16 protein-coding genes and 1 other RNA gene are annotated in these 15433 nt (G+C 67.7%); 12 read left to right on the top strand and 5 right to left on the bottom strand.

All coding sequences use genetic code 11. The annotated features are described in order from the left end of the window. Nucleotides 1-5: 5 nt before the first annotated feature. From AC5JCN_RS13730 to AC5JCN_RS13715, 4 genes are all read right to left on the bottom strand, one after another. Nucleotides 6-581, bottom strand: coding sequence for a 5-formyltetrahydrofolate cyclo-ligase (locus AC5JCN_RS13730; RefSeq protein ID WP_495755848.1), 576 nt, complete (start codon nucleotides 579-581; stop codon nucleotides 6-8). Between the two features lie 12 nt (nucleotides 582-593). Next, a non-coding RNA gene (gene ssrS / locus AC5JCN_RS13725) (6S RNA) lies at nucleotides 594-750 on the bottom strand. An 81-nt stretch (nucleotides 751-831) separates the two neighbouring features. After that, nucleotides 832-1191, bottom strand: coding sequence for a cell division protein ZapA (locus AC5JCN_RS13720; RefSeq protein ID WP_495755847.1), 360 nt, complete (start codon nucleotides 1189-1191; stop codon nucleotides 832-834). A gap of 36 nt (nucleotides 1192-1227) precedes the next feature. Next, the gene (locus AC5JCN_RS13715; protein WP_495755632.1) at nucleotides 1228-1521 is read right to left on the bottom strand and encodes a DUF4164 domain-containing protein; all 294 of its coding nucleotides are present in this window, start codon (nucleotides 1519-1521) and stop codon (nucleotides 1228-1230) included. Between the two features lie 187 nt (nucleotides 1522-1708). Between AC5JCN_RS13715 and tkt the strand changes: the two genes are divergently transcribed. The 11 genes from tkt (at nucleotide 1709) to AC5JCN_RS13660 (ending at nucleotide 13095) form a co-directional block, all read left to right on the top strand. After that, entirely contained in the window at nucleotides 1709-3688 is a 1980-nt protein-coding gene (gene tkt, locus AC5JCN_RS13710) for a transketolase (protein WP_495755631.1), read from the top strand. 67 nt (nucleotides 3689-3755) lie between these two features. Next, complete coding sequence (gene gap / locus AC5JCN_RS13705; RefSeq protein WP_495755630.1) at nucleotides 3756-4763, top strand: type I glyceraldehyde-3-phosphate dehydrogenase; 1008 nt, start codon at nucleotides 3756-3758, stop codon at nucleotides 4761-4763. 100 nt (nucleotides 4764-4863) lie between these two features. Further along, complete coding sequence (locus AC5JCN_RS13700) at nucleotides 4864-5265, top strand: hypothetical protein (RefSeq protein ID WP_495755629.1); 402 nt, start codon at nucleotides 4864-4866, stop codon at nucleotides 5263-5265. Further along, on the top strand, nucleotides 5262-6455 hold the full coding sequence (locus tag AC5JCN_RS13695; RefSeq protein ID WP_495755628.1) for a phosphoglycerate kinase: 1194 nt from the start codon (nucleotides 5262-5264) through the stop codon (nucleotides 6453-6455). Before AC5JCN_RS13700 ends, AC5JCN_RS13695 begins: the two co-directional genes overlap by 4 nt. A 228-nt stretch (nucleotides 6456-6683) precedes the next feature. Next, complete coding sequence (gene fba / locus AC5JCN_RS13690) at nucleotides 6684-7772, top strand: class II fructose-bisphosphate aldolase (RefSeq protein WP_495755627.1); 1089 nt, start codon at nucleotides 6684-6686, stop codon at nucleotides 7770-7772. 79 nt (nucleotides 7773-7851) lie between these two features. Continuing rightward, the gene (locus AC5JCN_RS13685) at nucleotides 7852-8502 is read left to right on the top strand and encodes a thiamine phosphate synthase (protein WP_495755626.1); all 651 of its coding nucleotides are present in this window, start codon (nucleotides 7852-7854) and stop codon (nucleotides 8500-8502) included. 2 nt (nucleotides 8503-8504) lie between these two features. Beyond that, nucleotides 8505-9521 (top strand): tetratricopeptide repeat protein, encoded by a 1017-nt coding sequence (locus AC5JCN_RS13680; protein WP_495755625.1) that lies wholly within the window; start codon nucleotides 8505-8507, stop codon nucleotides 9519-9521. A 75-nt stretch (nucleotides 9522-9596) separates the two neighbouring features. Further along, nucleotides 9597-10163: an elongation factor P gene (gene efp / locus AC5JCN_RS13675; RefSeq protein ID WP_495755624.1), complete on the top strand. Its 567-nt coding sequence runs from the start codon at nucleotides 9597-9599 to the stop codon at nucleotides 10161-10163. A gap of 39 nt (nucleotides 10164-10202) precedes the next feature. Beyond that, the gene (locus AC5JCN_RS13670) at nucleotides 10203-11000 is read left to right on the top strand and encodes an inositol monophosphatase family protein (RefSeq protein WP_495755623.1); all 798 of its coding nucleotides are present in this window, start codon (nucleotides 10203-10205) and stop codon (nucleotides 10998-11000) included. Between the two features lie 60 nt (nucleotides 11001-11060). Further along, nucleotides 11061-12065, top strand: coding sequence for a flagellar motor protein MotA (locus AC5JCN_RS13665; protein ID WP_495755622.1), 1005 nt, complete (start codon nucleotides 11061-11063; stop codon nucleotides 12063-12065). A 1-nt stretch (nucleotide 12066) separates the two neighbouring features. Next, entirely contained in the window at nucleotides 12067-13095 is a 1029-nt protein-coding gene (locus AC5JCN_RS13660) for a peptidoglycan -binding protein (RefSeq protein ID WP_495755621.1), read from the top strand. 33 nt (nucleotides 13096-13128) lie between these two features. Here AC5JCN_RS13660 and AC5JCN_RS13655 read toward each other — a convergent pair whose 3' ends face one another. Next, on the bottom strand, nucleotides 13129-14997 hold the full coding sequence (locus tag AC5JCN_RS13655; RefSeq protein ID WP_495755620.1) for an ABC transporter transmembrane domain-containing protein: 1869 nt from the start codon (nucleotides 14995-14997) through the stop codon (nucleotides 13129-13131). A gap of 134 nt (nucleotides 14998-15131) precedes the next feature. Here AC5JCN_RS13655 and rpmE point away from each other — a divergent pair, with 134 nt between their 5' ends. Further along, nucleotides 15132-15362: a 50S ribosomal protein L31 gene (rpmE, locus tag AC5JCN_RS13650; protein ID WP_495755619.1), complete on the top strand. Its 231-nt coding sequence runs from the start codon at nucleotides 15132-15134 to the stop codon at nucleotides 15360-15362. The last annotated feature ends 71 nt before the right edge of the window (nucleotides 15363-15433 follow it).

The raw sequence follows: 15433 nt of genomic DNA, 5'->3' as shown, positions 1-15433 counted from the left end.
TCCGCTCACGCCCCGCCGGGGCGGATGGTCTCGCGTTCGGTCACAATCGCGTCGAGGACCCGGTCGTGCCATTCGTCGGGCACCGCTTCTACCTCCTGCACGGAGAATGCAACCCCGATGGTGACGGGCGGCTCTCCGGCCTCGGAGAAGCCGGCGATCGCCCGGTCGTAAAAGCCCGCGCCATAGCCGATGCGGTGGCGGCGGCGGTCGAATGCCGCCAGCGGCACCAGCATCACGCGCGGCCGCAGCAGGGGCGCGTCCGGGCCGGGTTCGCTGAGGCCGAACCCGCCTGAGACGAGCGCGTCCCCCTCGGCATAACGGCGGAACGACAGCACCGGCTTTTCGACACGGGGAAGAGCGAGTGTGCGGCCACGTGCTGCGAGGGATTTCATCAGGGGCCGCGGATCGAACTCGCTCCGGATCGGCCAGAAGGCGGAGACGGGCCCCTCGGGCCAGGCCGGTTCGAGGTCGAGGACGCGGGCGGCAAGCTCCTCGCCGAGACGTATCCGTTCGGCGGGCGGGAGGGCATCGCGGCGGGCGAGGGCGTCGCGGCGCAGGGCCGCCTTGTCGGCAGGGGACATCATGACGAGAAGCGCGGAGCCACGATGGCCGTGGGAGCATCGATCCCGGGACACCTACAGCGTAGGTGGGCGCCGTTTGACCAAGTCCACGGACAAGGCCAGGTACAGCTCCCGTTCGGATCGATAAGGGCCCGGGGATTCATTGTCCTCACAAACCCCGCAGCCCCGCGAAACCGAATCTAGGGTGTCGGAGGCCGGAAGGCCAGCCCCGTCCGTCACAAGGGCCATGCGCGTGGCGGGATGCCGCCACTCACCCCTGGGGTGCCGGCGCCAGTTCGCGGGCGACGGCCTCGATGCGGCCCGCGGCATCCGAGATCGCATCGGCGATCTCGCTCTCGGTTCGGCCCAGTGAAGCTTCGAGCAGCTGCCGCTCATCCTCCAGCCTCGCCAGGCGCTGCTCGAGCCCGGCCAGGCGCGAGCGCATCTCGTCGCGCTCGTCGAGGAAGGTGATGGCTGCCATCACGGTCAGGCGGCTGTCGCCGATCTCGCCAAATGCCTTGCGCATGTCGCCGATCTTGGCATCGAGCTCGACGCCGAGGCTGCGCAGATGATCTTCCTGCCCATCGTCGCAGGCGATCCGGTAGATCTTGTCGTTGATGGTGACGGTCACCTGACCCAATGCTCGCTCCTCCCCGTCCGCGCCGTCTCAGGCCCGTCCTTCGAAGCCGTCGATCACCGAGCGTACCGATCCGATGGCGGAGTCGATGCGGCGGGCCAGCTCGGTCGTCGTCGAGTCCAGGCGGTTGGCCCGCGCCAGCGCGCCATCCAGCTCGAGTGCGAGCCGGGCCCGGTCGTCCTGCATGAGCGCAAGTTCGGTCTCGAGCGTGTTCTTGGACCGGTCGGTCTCGGCTCGCCTGGCCGCCACGGCTTCCAGCAGGCTGAGAGACGCCCGCAACCGGGCCAGCGCCGCTTCGATCGCCGTGGGCGGCGACAGGGACATGGCCAACTCCGTGCCTCGGCACGCCGGGTGGTCCGGCGCTTCGCTGCGCCGACCATAGAGAGGCCTCCGGCGCGGTGCAACGCCGGGCAGTGCCGGCGCCGGCCACCCGCCAGGGGAGGCCCGCTGTCATTGACAGGCAGGGGTGAGGTGTTATCTCTCCGGCGCTTTCCCCGCGCGAGACCTGACGATGCACGACCAGCATGTCCCCATGGCGAATGCCATTCGTTCCCTCGCGATGGACGGAGTTGAGAAGGCCAAGTCGGGCCATCCCGGCCTGCCCATGGGCGCCGCGGATTTCGCGACGGTCCTCTACAGCCGCTTCCTGAAGTTCGATCCGGCCGACCCGCATTGGCCCGACCGTGACCGCTTCATCCTGTCGGCCGGCCATGGCTCGATGCTGCTCTATTCCATCCTCGCGCTGACCGGCACGGCCGGCTTCTCGTTCGAGGACCTGAAGAACTTTCGCCAGCTGGGGTCAAAGACGCCCGGCCATCCCGAATACGGGCACACTCCCGGCGTCGAGACGACCACGGGTCCGCTCGGGCAGGGCATTGCAACGGCCGTCGGCTTCGCCATTGCGGAGCGCCTGATGGCGGCGCAGTTCGGCAAGGAGCTCGTCGATCACCGCACCTATGTCATCTGCTCCGACGGCGACCTGATGGAGGGGATTTCGCAGGAGGCGATCGCTCTGGCCGGGCATCTCCGGCTGAGCAAGATGATCGTGCTGTGGGACGACAACGGAATTTCCATCGACGGGCCGCTGGCGCTGTCCGACAGCGTGGACCAGGTCGAGCGCTTCAAGTCGGCCGGATGGGCGGCGACGCGCGTTGACGGTCACGATCCCCAGTCGATCGTGGCAGCCCTCGAGGCAGCGCAGAAGTCAGACCGGCCAACCATGATCGCCTGCAAGACGATCATTGGCTTCGGTGCACCGAAGAAGGCCGGCACCTCCAAGGCCCACGGCGAACCTCTCGGCGCCGAGGAACTCGCGGCCGCCAAGGCTGCGCTGAACGTCTCGCCCGAGCCCTTCTCCGTGTCGAAGGCTGCGCTGGAGGGCTGGAAGATCGCCGCCGACCGCAGCAAGCCTGCCCATCAGGCCTGGCGCGAGCGCCTCGCTGCGAGCGATCCGGCCAAGCGGGCGGAGTTCGAGCGCCGGGTCAAGGGCGAGCTTCCCGCCGGCTTCACCGCCGCGGTGGACGGGCTGAAGGCGAAGCTCGTGGCGGAGCCGCCCACTCTCGCGACACGCAAGTCTTCGGAGCTGGCGCTGGAAACCATCACGGTCGCCGTGCCGGAGCTGATCCTGGGGTCTGCCGACCTGACGCCGTCCAACAACACCAAGACGAAGGTCACCAATCCGGTGATGCCCGGCGACTTCTCGGGCCGCTACATCCACTACGGCATCCGCGAGCACGGCATGGCCGCAGCCATGAACGGCATGGCGCTGCACGGGGGCGTGATCCCTTCCGGCGCGACCTTCATGGTGTTCACCGACTATTGCCGGCCTGCAATCCGTCTCGCTGCCCTGATGGGCGTGCGTTCCATTTTCGTGATGACGCACGACTCGATCGGGTTGGGCGAGGACGGGCCCACGCATCAGCCCGTCGAGCACCTCGCGGCGCTGCGTGCGATTCCGAACCTGAACGTCTTCCGACCCGGCGATGCCGTCGAGGCGCTGGAGTGCTGGCAGCTCGCTCTCGAGCACAGGGGCACGCCGAGCATCCTGGCGCTCACCCGCCAGAACCTGCTGCCTTTCCGCAAGGCGGCGTCGAACGGCAATCTCTCAGCAGGCGGCGCCTATGAGGCGGCACCGGCCGAAGGGGGCGCCGCAAAGGTGAGCATCTTTGCCAGCGGCTCGGAAGTCGAGATCGCCTTTGCCGCGCGTGCGTTGCTGGCCGAGCGGGGCATCCCGGCGCGGGTCGTGTCGGTTCCCTGCATGGAGCTCTTCGCAGCCCAGCCGGAGGCCACCCGCAAGGCCGTCATCGGCGATGCGCCCGTACGCATCGCGGTCGAGGCGGGCCTGCGGATGGGGTGGGACTCGATCATCGGGTCCGACGGTCATTTCGTCGGCATGACCGGCTTCGGCGCCAGCGCCCCCTACAAGGAACTCTACGCGCATTTCGGCATCACGGCGGAAGCCGTTGCCGACCACGCTGCCAAGGCGCTCTGAAGCGCCGTCACGCGACACGCCGCACGGCATCGAACCGGCGCGGCCGACCAGAACGAAGGAGCTTCCCATGCCCGTCCGCGTCGCCATCAACGGCTTCGGCCGCATCGGCCGCAACATCCTGCGCGCCATCGTCGAGTCCGGCCGCAACGACATCGAGGTCGTGACCGTCAACGACCTCGGCCCGGTCGAGACCAATGCCCATCTCCTACGCTACGACAGCGTCCATGGCCGCTTCCCGCATGCCGTGAAGGTCGAGGGTGACACCATCGACGTGGGGCGTGGCCCGATCAAGGTGACGGCGGTCAAGGACCCGGCGACGCTGCCCCACAAGGAACTCGGCGTCGACATCGCGCTGGAGTGCACGGGCATCTTCACGGCCCGCGACAAGGCCGCCGCCCACCTCACCGCCGGCGCCAAGCGCGTCATCGTCTCGGCCCCGGCCGAAGGCGCCGACATGACCGTCGTCTTCGGGGTGAACCACGACAAGCTGACGAAGGAACACCTCGTCATCTCCAACGCGTCGTGCACCACGAACTGCCTCGCGCCGGTCGCGAAGGTGCTGAACGAGGCCGTCGGCATCGAGCGCGGCATGATGACGACGATCCACTCCTACACGGGCGACCAGCCGACGCTCGACACCATGCACAAGGATCTCTACCGCGGCCGCGCCGCCGCGCTGTCGATGATCCCCACCTCGACCGGTGCTGCCAAGGCGGTCGGCCTCGTGCTGCCCGAGCTGAACGGCAAGCTCGATGGCTTCGCCCTGCGCGTGCCGACGCCCAACGTCTCCGTCGTGGACCTGAAGTTCATCGCCAAGCGCTCCACCTCGAAGGAGGAGATCAACGCGGCGATCAAGGCCGCGGCCGACGGACCGCTCAAGGGCATCCTCGGCTACACGACCGACAAGAACGTCTCGATCGACTTCAACCACGACCCGCACTCGTCCATCTTCCACATGGACCAGACCAAGGTCATGGACGGCACGCTGGTGTCGGTCCTGTCCTGGTACGACAATGAATGGGGCTTCTCCAACCGCATGGCCGACACGGCCGTGGCGCTGGGCAAGCTGATCTGACCAGTTCCTGTCCTGACGGGGGGCGTTGCTCCGCCTCCCGTCTCAGCGTCCCGCTTGTGCTATGGTCGAGGCATTGCTTTGATCATTTGCCGAGGACGCCATGCTTGAACAGCGCGTGACCAAGCTCGAGGAGGACATGGGCCGCATCACAGCCGTGCTCGAGCGCCTCGAGCCCAAGATCAACGAGATTCTCCTGACGGGGGCCAAGCAGGTCGACCTGCACCGGACCCAGGTGGACGTTGCCGAGTTGAAGGGCCGGATGACGGCGCTGGACGAAAAGCTGTCGGGGCGGATGACGGCAATCGAGGAGAAGCTGACGGCAAAGATCACCATCGTCGAGGAAAGGCTCGGCGGCCGGCTCTCTGGCGTCGAAGGCCGGATGAGCGGCCTCGAGGCGCGCGTGGCGGCGCTCCCCTCGGTCTACCTCCAGCTCGGCCTCATCTTCACCACCTGGGGCATCGGCTCCGGAATCGTGTTCTCCATCGCAAAGTTCGCCCGATGACCACCTTCCGCACCCTCGACACCGCAGACGTCTCCGGCAAGCGCGTTCTGGTCCGCGTCGATCTCAACGTTCCCATGGAGGACGGCAGGATCAGCGACGCCACGCGCATCGAGAGGGTGCTGCCGACGATCCGCGAGATCGCGGACAAGGGCGGAAAGGTGATCCTGCTCGCGCATTTCGGCCGTCCGAAGGGTCCGGACCCGAAAGAGTCGCTGCGGCCGGTGGCCGAGGAACTCGCCCGCCATCTCGGCCGGCCGGTCGGCTTTGCCGAGGACTGCATCGGGCCTGCGGCGAAGGCTGCCGTGGATGCCATGAAGCCGGGTGACGTGGTCTGCCTGGAGAACACGCGCTTTCACAAGGCGGAAGAGAAGAACGAGCCGGATTTCGTCAAGGCGCTCGCCGAGAATGGCGACATCTGGGTGAACGACGCCTTCTCGGCCGCGCACCGCGCGCACGCCACGACGGAAGGTCTCGGCCACGTGCTGCCCGCCTATGCCGGCCGGACCATGCAGGCCGAGGTGGAAGCGCTGTCGAAGGCGCTGGAGACGCCCAGGAAGCCGGTTCTCGCCGTTGTCGGCGGCGCCAAGGTGTCCACCAAGCTGGACCTGCTGGGCAATCTCGTCAGAAAGGTCGACATCCTCGTCATCGGCGGCGGCATGGCCAATACCTTCCTCGCGGCGCAGGGCAAGGCCATCGGCAAGTCGCTTGCCGAGCGTGACCTCGTTGGAACGGCGACCGAGATCCTCACCAAGGCGAAGGACGCGGGCTGCGAGATCGTGCTGCCGGTGGATGCCGTCGTGGCCTCCGAGTTCAAGGCGAACGCGCCCTCGAAGGTCGTCGGCGTCGATGCCGTCGGCCCGGACGACATGATCCTCGACATCGGGCCGAAATCGGTCGCGGCCGTCGGCGAGCACCTGAAGCGTGCGAAGACACTGGTCTGGAACGGGCCGTTCGGCGCCTTCGAACTGACGCCTTTCGACGCCGGAACCACCGCGGTTGCAAAGCAGGCTGCGGCGCTGACGAAATCCGGCGCCCTGCTCAGCGTGGCCGGAGGAGGAGACACTGTCTCCGCGCTGAACCATGCGGGCGTCGCCGACGACTTCAGCTATGTCTCGACTGCCGGAGGCGCGTTCCTGGAATGGCTCGAAGGCAAGCCGCTGCCGGGCGTCGAGGTGCTTCGGGTGCGCTGACGGGCTGGGCCGGCCCATGGAGCAGGCTGTAACTCCCCCTGAACGCACGGGCGAAATTCGGAATGCCCACCGACGTAAGCCCCGCGCTCGGTCTGCGGATCTCGAGCAAGGCCTGCGTGGAACCCGGCGCGCGGTTACGCTTTGCCTTGATGATGATTTCGCGCGCCGGAAAAATGCTCTAGTGAGAGCCGTCCGTCAGGCCCCCGACCGCGCCAAGGAGATCCATCGATGGCACGCATCACCCTCAGGCAGCTCCTCGACCATGCGGCGGAGCACGGCTACGGAGTCCCTGCTTTCAACATCAACAACATGGAGCAGGCGCTGGCGATCATGACGGCGGCCGACGCCGTCGACGCGCCCGTCATTCTCCAGGCGTCGCGCGGCGCGCGGCAATACGCCAACGACATCATGCTCAAGCACATGATGGACGCCGTCACCGAGATCTATCCCAACATCCCCGTCTGCGTGCATCTCGACCACGGCAACAACCCGGCCACCTGCATGACCGCCATCCAGGCGGGATTCACGTCCGTCATGATGGACGGCTCGCTGAAGGAGGACGGGAAGACACCGGGTGACTGGGAGTACAATGTTGGCGTCACCCGCACCGTCACGACGATGGCCCATCTCGGCGGCATCTCCGTCGAGGGCGAGCTCGGCGTGCTCGGCTCTCTCGAGACCGGCATGGGCGACAAGGAGGACGGCCACGGCGCCGAGGGCAAGCTGTCGCACGACCAGCTGCTGACCAACCCGCAGGAGGCCGTCGAATTCGTGCGCGCCACCAAGGTCGACGCCCTCGCCATCGCCATGGGCACCTCGCACGGCGCGTACAAGTTCTCGCGCAAGCCCGACGGTGCCATCCTCGCGATGCACGTCATCGAGGAGATCCACCGCCTCCTGCCCAACATGCACCTGGTGATGCACGGCTCCTCTTCGGTGCCGCAGGACCTTCAGGACATCATCAACGAGTTCGGCGGGACAATGCCGCAGACCTGGGGCGTTCCGGTCGAGGAGATCCAGCGCGGCATCAAGCACGGTGTCCGCAAGATCAACATCGACACGGACAACCGCATGGCCATGACCGGCCAGATCCGCAAGGTGCTGACGCAGAACCCGTCCGAGTTCGACCCGCGCAAGTATCTCAAGCCGGCCATGGACGCCATGACCAAGCTGTGCAGGCAGCGCTTCGAGGAGTTCGGCACGGCCGGCAAGGCCTCGAAGATCGGCCGCGTGCTGCCCACCGCCGAGATGGCGAAGCTCTACGCCGCCGGCAAGCTCGATCCCACCTTCGGCGCGTCCGCGAAGGCGGCGGAATAGCGCAACTCCGCACGCTCGTCCGTTTACCTCTTGTCCCCGGGTCCTGCCCGGGGACATGGTCCTTGCGATGACAGTTCCCATGATCCAGCCCGCACGCCTCGTGCTCGTCACGCCGACGGTGGACGACCCTGCCGCATGGCCGGGCCCGCTGACCGACATGCTTGCCGCTGCCGTGGCGGCAGGTCCTGTCGACGCGGTGATCCTGCGTCTGCCCGCGCTCGACGAGCGGAGCCTGCTCAAGGCGGTGAAGCCGGTCATCGCGGCCGTGCAAGAGGGTAACGCGGCCCTGCTGCTGGAAGACGCCGTTTCGATCGTCGTGCGCTCCGGTGCCGACGGGGTCCACCTCACCGGTCCCGCCGGGCCGGCGGATGCGCTGGACCTGCTCAAGCGGCAGGACCGCATCGTCGGCGTCGGCGGCCTCGGTGCACGCCACGACGCCATGGAAGCTGCCGAGACCGGCGTCGACTACGTGCTCTTCGGCGAGCCGCGCCGCGACGGTTCGGTTCCGCCGCTCCCCGGTGTACTGGAACGTGCGCAATGGTGGGCGGAGCTGTTCCAGGTTCCCTGCGTCGGGTTTGCGCCCACGCTCGAGGCGGTCGGACCGATGGCGGAGACCGGCTGCGAGTTCGTTGCGATCGGTGACGCGGCCTTCTCCCATCCCGGTGGCGCAGCGGACGCCGTGCGGATGGCGCTGGCGGCCATCACGTCCGCCCCCTTGCCCCAGCGCTGAGCATGTCGCGCTGCATCGTACCGCTCCTCGCCGCGCTCCTGCTCGCCGTGGTGCCGGCCGCTGCGCAGGATGCCGCGACCCCTCCGTCACCATCCGCCCCGGAGAGCCAGCCTTCCCCGCCAGCCGAGGCAACACCGGCCGTGCCGGCGCAGGAAACACCCGAAACGCCGCAAGCTCGGCCGGAGTCACCACCCCCCGACATCGCTTTCGGTGCCTACCAGCGCGGCATGTTCCTCACTGCGTTCAAGGAGGCGACCAAGCGGCTGGAGTCGAACACCGACGACACCGCTGCCATGGCCCTACTGGCCGAGCTCTATACGCGGGGGCTGGGCGTCAACCAGGACTGGGAGAAGGCGGCGAGCTGGTACAAGCTGGCCGCGCAGCGCGGAAACAAGCGGGCCGCCTATGACTACGCCATGCTGCTCATGCAGGGCACGGGCGTAAAGAAGGATCCCGACGAGGCGCGGCGTCTCCTCGAACAGGCGTCGGAGACGGTGCCGCAGGCGGCGTATTCTCTGGGTCTCCTGCTTCTGTCGGAGAACAGCAAGGAGGGCGACCAGCGCGCCGTGACGCTGTTCCGTCGTGCCGTGGGTGGCATGGAGGGCGATGCCGAGTACGCCCTTGCCGTCCTCTATCGGCAGGGCCGCGGCGTGCAGCGCGATCCCAGCCAGGCGGCGGTCTGGATGGCGCGGTCCGCGGCTGCCCGCAATCCGGCGGCCGAACTCGAATACGGCATCATGCTGTTCAACGGCGAGGGCGTCGAGCGGGACGAAAAGCTCGCGGCGCGCTATTTCCGGCGCGCGGCCGAGAAAGGCAACGCGCTTGCGCAGAACCGGCTCGCCCGGCTCTACGCGGCCGGCCGCGGCCTCGACCAGAACGCCCTGGAGGCCGCGAAGTGGCACATCCTCGCCCGCTCGAAGGGGGTTCGCGACGAATGGCTCGACCAGGTCGTCCGTGACCTGACCGATGCCGACCGGCTCAAGGCCGAGGCGTTGGCCCGGGCCTGGGCGGAAAAATAGGACGGCCGAGCCGCGGCTTGACGCACGCGCGCGCATGATGTCCAACGGCCCCGCTCAGGGGGACCGCGCGCGACCATGGCCAAGATCAGCGGAAACGACATCAAGCCCGGCATCGCCATCGAGCACGATGGCAGCCTGTGGGTCGCAGTGAAGACCGAGAAGGTGAAGCCCGGCAAGGGCCCGGCCTACAACCAGGTGGAACTCAAGAACCTGATCGACGGCCGCAAGCTCAACAACCGGTTCGGCTCCGACGACCGGGTGGAAGAGGCGAGCCTCGAATTCCGCGAGTTCCAGTTCCTCTACCGCGAGGGCGACAAGCTCGTCTTCATGAACAGCGAGACGTTCGAACAGATCGAGCTCGACGAGGACTTCGTCGGCGAGCGCGTCGCCTTCCTGCAGGACGGCATGACCGTGACGCTGCGGCTGCACGGCGATCGCCCGATCAGCGTGCGGCTGCCCGACCAGGTCGTCCTGACCGTCACGGAGGCTGACCCCGTTGTGAAGGGGCAGACGGCCGCGTCGTCCTACAAGCCCGCGCGGCTGGAAAACGGCCTGCGCATCCTCGTGCCGCCTTTTCTCGAAAGTGGCGTGCGCATCGTCGTGGATACCAACGAGATCACCTATGTGCGCAGGGCTGACTGACGGCGCGCTGCGCCAGTCTTCCCGCGCCCGGAGACACACATGATCCGCTCCCCGCTGATGACCGTGATGGTCGATGCCGTGATGAAGGCCGCCAAGGGCCTGCGCCGCGACTTTGGCGAAGTCGAGAACCTGCAAGTCTCGCGCAAGGGGCCTGCCGACTTCGTCACCATCGCCGACAAGAAGGCCGAGAAGACGCTGCGCGAGGCGCTGGAGAAGGCGCGGCCCGACTACGGCTTCGTCATGGAGGAAAGCGGTGTCGTCGAGGGCAGGGATCCCGCCCACCGCTGGCACGTCGATCCGCTCGACGGCACTCTGAATTTCATGCACGGGCTGCCGCACTATTCCATCTCGGTCGGGCTGGAACGCGACGGCATGCCGGTGGCGGGCGTCATCTACGATCCCGTGAAGGACGAGCTCTTCATCTCGGAGCGCGGCAAGGGCGCGTTCCTCAACAACAAGCGCATGCGCGTGTCGGGCCGCGAGGACATGCTGGACATGGTGATCGGCACGGGCATCCCGTCCATCGCCGTGCAGGATCATCCAACCTATCTCGCCCAGCTCGCAGCCGTGATGATCAACAGCGCCGGCGTGCGCCGTTCGGGCTCCGCTGCCCTCGATCTCGCCTATGTCGCCAGCGGCCGCTTCGACGGCTTCTGGGAAAAGGGCCTGAAAAGCTGGGACTACGTCGCTGGAACGCTGATGATCCGCGAATCCGGCGGCTTCGTCACGAACTATGGTGGCGGCGAAAAGATTGTCGGCGGAGACGAGATCGTGGCGGGGAACGAGACCGTGCACCGCAACCTTTTGAAGCTGCTGAAGCAGCCCATGTCGAGATGACCGTGCGTTCCGGCGAATTTCGCGTCCGCGCGCTTGATTGAAGTCTGAGGTGCGGCGAACATGCCGGCACTGGCCAAGCGAGGCTCCGCCGTGATTCCCGCAGTACAGCAGCGTCTTTCGTCGCCCCGGGTCTACCTGCTCCGCATGGGCGTGTTTGTCGTTCTGGCGGGGTTCGTGGCTCTCATCCTCTACCGCGAGATCGTCAAGGCGTTCCAATCCAACCCGGCCCTGAACGGCCTGATCATCGGCGTGATGCTCATCGGCGTGATCCTCGCCTTCCGGCAGGTCATCCGCCTCTTCCGCGAGATCCGCTGGGTGAACGGCTTCCGCATGTCGGAAGACGGCACCCTTCCGAAGCATCCTCCGGTGCTGCTGCTGCCGATGGCGACGATCCTCGCCAACCAGGGCCTACGCACCGGCGTGAGCACGGCGACGCTCCGGGCGGTGCTGGATTCTGTCGGCATGCGCCTCGACGAGGCCCGCGACATCGGCCGCTATCTGACCGGGCTGCTCGTCTTCCTCGGCCTGCTCGGCACCTTCTGGGGCCTCCTGACGACCATCTCCTCAGTGGGCGACGTGATCGGCAGCATGAAGGGTGGCACGGACGCCGCAATCATGTTCGAGGAGCTGAAGCAGGGCCTCGTGCGGCCGCTGGCCGGCATGGGCACGTCGTTCTCCGCGTCGCTCTTCGGCCTTGCCGGCTCTCTGGTGCTCGGCTTCCTCGACCTCCAGGCGGGGCAGGCCCAGAACAGGTTCTACAACGAGCTCGAGGACTGGCTGGCGACGACCGTGAGCGAGCCGATGGCCGACACGGCGTCCCCGGTGGCGCTCACCGCGGACCTGCGCGTCGCGCTCGACCGGCTGGCTGCCAGCGTCAGCGAGGGCGCCGGCAACCGTGGCAACACGACGGCGCTCGCCAACCTCGCCGTCGGCATCCAGGCGCTCGTGGAGCACATGCGGGGAGAGCAGCAGCTGATCCGCGACTGGGTGGAGGCGCAGGCCTCGCGCGAGGCGGAGATGAAGAAGCTCCTGGAGCGCCTCGCCGCCGCGACGGAGCGGACCTGACATGTCCGCACGGCTCAGGAAGGGTGCAAGGCCGGTCGACTACTGGCCCGGCTATGTCGACGCGCTCTCGACCTTGCTGCTCGCCATCATCTTCCTGCTGACGATCTTCATGCTGGCGCAGTTCTTCCTGAGCCAGCAGGCGACCGACAAGGATACGGCGCTGACGAAGCTGAACCGGCAGATCTCCGAACTCACGGACCTGCTGGCGCTCGAGAAGGTCAATCGCAAGACGCTCGAGGACAACATCGCCCTGCTGGGCGACACGCTGAAGGCCACAGAGGCCGAGCGCGACAGGCTGAAGGGCCAGGTCGACACCAACGTGGCCAGCGCCGCCTCGGCCGGCACCCAGGCCGACGCGCTCGGCAAGGAACTCGACGCGCAGAAGCAGGTGTCTGCCCGGGCGCTGAATCAGGTCGAAATCCTGAACCAGCAGATCTCGGCGCTGCGGCGCCAACTCGCGGCACTCGAGGATGCTCTCGCGGCCTCCGAGTCACGCGACCGGGAATCGCAGGCGCGTATCGCCGACCTCGGCTCCCGCCTCAACGTCGCGCTCGCGCAGAAAGTGCAGGAGCTGAACCGCTTCCGGTCCGAGTTCTTCGGCCGGCTGCGGCAGCTGCTCGGCAATCGCAGCGACATCCGCGTGGTCGGCGACCGCTTTGTGTTCCAGTCGGAGGTGTTCTTCGACGTGGGCCAGTCGGGCGTCAATCCGGCCGGTCAGGCCGAGCTGGACAAGCTGGCCGCGGCCCTTGTCGAGCTGGACAAGCAGATACCGCCGGACATCCCGTGGATTTTGCGTGTCGACGGCCATACCGACAAGAAGCCCTTGTCCGGAACGGGGCAGTACAAGACCAACTGGGAATTGTCGGCCAGCCGCGCGATCGCTGTCGTGCAGTACCTGATCTCCAAGGGCGTCTCGCCCCAGCGCCTCGTCGCTGCTGCCTTCGGCGAGTTCCAGCCGCTGGAAACGGGCGACAGCGACGAGGCCTTGCGCCGCAACCGGCGCATCGAGCTGAAGCTCACCGAACGCTGACGGAAAGCCGGCGCTCCGCGGCCGGCTCGACCGCTACTCCGCCGCGCGGTCCGCGCCGAGGGCGGCTGCACCGGCCTCGAACTGGAGGCGGGCGAGGCGCTCGTAGAGGCCGCCGCCCTGGACGAGTTCGGCGTGCGTGCCTTCCTCGACGATGCGGCCGGCATCCATCACGAGTATGCGGTCCGCCTTGAGGATGGTGGCGAGGCGGTGCGCGATGACGATGGTCGTGCGCCCCTCCATCAGCCGGTCGAGGGCAGCCTGGACCAGCGTCTCGTTCTCTGCGTCGAGGGCGGAGGTGGCTTCGTCGAGCAGCAGGATAGGGGAGTCGCGAAGGATGGCGCGCGCAATCGCGATGCGCTGGCGCTGGCCCCCTGAGAGCGTCACCCCACGCTCGCCGACGCGGGTTGCATATCCCTCCGGCAGCGCGCGGATGAAGCCGTCGGCCGCGGCGAGGCGGGCGGCGTCCTCGATCGCCGCATCCGTCGCGCCGGGGCTGCCGTAGCGAATGTTCTCAGCGATGGTGGCGCCGAACACCACGGAGTCCTGTGGCACGAACGACATGCGCTGGCGCAGCGCGGCCGGATCGAGCTCACGGATCGGGATGTCGTCGACGACGACGCGGCCCTCCTGCGGGTCGTAGAAGCGCAGCAGCAGCTGGACCACGGTGCTCTTGCCCGCACCCGACGGCCCGACGATGGCGACCCGTTCTCCTCGCCCGACCCGGAAGGTGAGCCGGTCGACGACGGGAGTGTCCGCGCGCGTCGGATAGGCAAAGGTGACGTTCTCGAACGCCACGGTGGCAAGCGGCGGCTCCGGCAGTGTGCGGGGATGGGCGGGCGCCTTGATCTTCGGCTCCACCGAGAGGATTTCGGCGATCCGGCCCGCGGCCCCTGCGGCTGAGCTGACCTCGCTCCAGACCTGGGAGAGCTCGCCGAGAGCCCCGGCGGCGAAGACGGCGTAGAGCACGAACTGAGACAGCCGGCCGGCCGTCATGGTGCCCGCCAGCACGTCCTGGGCGCCGTACCAGAGCACGGCGACGACGCTGGCGAAGATGAGGAAGATCGCCACCGCGGTGAGCACCGAGCGTGCCCCGGTGGCGACCCGCGCGGCGTCGAAGGCTTCCTCTGCGGCGCTGCCGAAGCGGGCCAGCGTCGGGCCCTCGGCGGTGAAGGCCTGCATCACCCGCGTCGCGCCGGTCGCCTCCGTCGCATAGGCCGAGGCATCGGCCAGCCGGTCCTGCGCGAGGCGGGAGCGGCGGCGCACCGAGCGCCCGGAGGCGACGAGGGGCAGGACGATGATCGGAATGGCGAGCAGCACGAGGCCGGAGAGCCGCGGGCTCGTGAACACCATCATGCCGACGGCGCCCAGGAAGAGTACGAAGTTGCGCAGGGCCACCGACGCGCTGGCGCCGAAGGCGGACTTGATCTGCGTCGTATCGGCGGTGAGCCGCGAGACGATCTCGCCCGACTTCACCGTGTCATAGAAGGCGGGATCCAGCCTGGTCAGGTGCTGGAACACGGCGATGCGTACGTCCGCCACCACCCGCTCACCCAGTGTCATGACGAGGTAGTAGCGGCCCGCACTGGCAACGGCGAGAACGGCGACGACGCCGATCATCATGCCGAAATAGCTGTCGATCAGCTGGGCGCCCTCGGGCGAAAAGCCGAAGTCCACCATGCGGCGGACAGCGAGCGGCACCGCCAGCGTGGCGGCGGAGGCAACCAGCAGCGCGAAGAGGGCGAGTGCTATCCGCCCCCGATAGCGCATCGCAAAGGGCAGCAGGGGAAGCAGGGAGCGCAGCGAGCTGCGGTCGGCGTCGTCCTGCCCGGCGCCCGACGCGCGCCGCGCAGCGCGGCTCCTGCGCCCGCTGCGGCCACCTTCCAGGGTCTGCGTGTCTGTCATTTCTCGTCCGGTCCTGCTCGAGCTGCCCCAGTGTGCCTTGTGTGGTTCGCTCCGCTGCGCTATAGGGGCGCCGACATTTTCTTCCCGGCTCCTATAGACGAAAACGGGGCGCTGCGGCGACCGGAGGACTACTCATGAAGGCGGATATCCATCCCGACTACCACACGATCAAGGTCGTGATGACCGATGGCACCGAGTTCCATACCCGCTCGACGTGGGGCAAGGAAGGCGATGTCATGCAGCTCGACATCGACTCGAAGTCGCACCCGGCCTGGACCGGCGGCCAGCAGCAGCTGATGGACCGCGGCGGCCGTCTTTCGCGCTTCAACAACAAGTTCGGCGGCTTCGGCCTCTCCAAGAAGTGATCCGGCCCGCTGCGGCGGGCTGCATCAACAAAAAACCCCGCCGCGGCGGGGTTTTTCGTTTGGGCGTGGGC

It is taken from the genome of Alsobacter sp. (genome assembly GCF_059501845.1).
Note: the sequence above shows the minus strand (reverse complement) of the source record. Positions and strands in the feature narration are given on the sequence as shown.

Coding starts and splice junctions, on each gene's coding strand:
- AC5JCN_RS13730 (WP_495755848.1), bottom strand. CDS start 581: ATGTCCCCTGCCGACAAGGCGGCCCTGCGCCGCGACGCCCTCGCCCGC.
- AC5JCN_RS13715 (WP_495755632.1), bottom strand. CDS start 1,521: ATGTCCCTGTCGCCGCCCACGGCGATCGAAGCGGCGCTGGCCCGGTTG.
- tkt (WP_495755631.1), top strand. CDS start 1,709: ATGCACGACCAGCATGTCCCCATGGCGAATGCCATTCGTTCCCTCGCG.
- gap (WP_495755630.1), top strand. CDS start 3,756: ATGCCCGTCCGCGTCGCCATCAACGGCTTCGGCCGCATCGGCCGCAAC.
- AC5JCN_RS13700 (WP_495755629.1), top strand. CDS start 4,864: ATGCTTGAACAGCGCGTGACCAAGCTCGAGGAGGACATGGGCCGCATC.
- AC5JCN_RS13695 (WP_495755628.1), top strand. CDS start 5,262: ATGACCACCTTCCGCACCCTCGACACCGCAGACGTCTCCGGCAAGCGC.
- fba (WP_495755627.1), top strand. CDS start 6,684: ATGGCACGCATCACCCTCAGGCAGCTCCTCGACCATGCGGCGGAGCAC.
- AC5JCN_RS13685 (WP_495755626.1), top strand. CDS start 7,852: ATGATCCAGCCCGCACGCCTCGTGCTCGTCACGCCGACGGTGGACGAC.
- AC5JCN_RS13680 (WP_495755625.1), top strand. CDS start 8,505: ATGTCGCGCTGCATCGTACCGCTCCTCGCCGCGCTCCTGCTCGCCGTG.
- efp (WP_495755624.1), top strand. CDS start 9,597: ATGGCCAAGATCAGCGGAAACGACATCAAGCCCGGCATCGCCATCGAG.
- AC5JCN_RS13670 (WP_495755623.1), top strand. CDS start 10,203: ATGATCCGCTCCCCGCTGATGACCGTGATGGTCGATGCCGTGATGAAG.
- AC5JCN_RS13665 (WP_495755622.1), top strand. CDS start 11,061: ATGCCGGCACTGGCCAAGCGAGGCTCCGCCGTGATTCCCGCAGTACAG.
- AC5JCN_RS13660 (WP_495755621.1), top strand. CDS start 12,067: ATGTCCGCACGGCTCAGGAAGGGTGCAAGGCCGGTCGACTACTGGCCC.
- AC5JCN_RS13655 (WP_495755620.1), bottom strand. CDS start 14,997: ATGACAGACACGCAGACCCTGGAAGGTGGCCGCAGCGGGCGCAGGAGC.
- rpmE (WP_495755619.1), top strand. CDS start 15,132: ATGAAGGCGGATATCCATCCCGACTACCACACGATCAAGGTCGTGATG.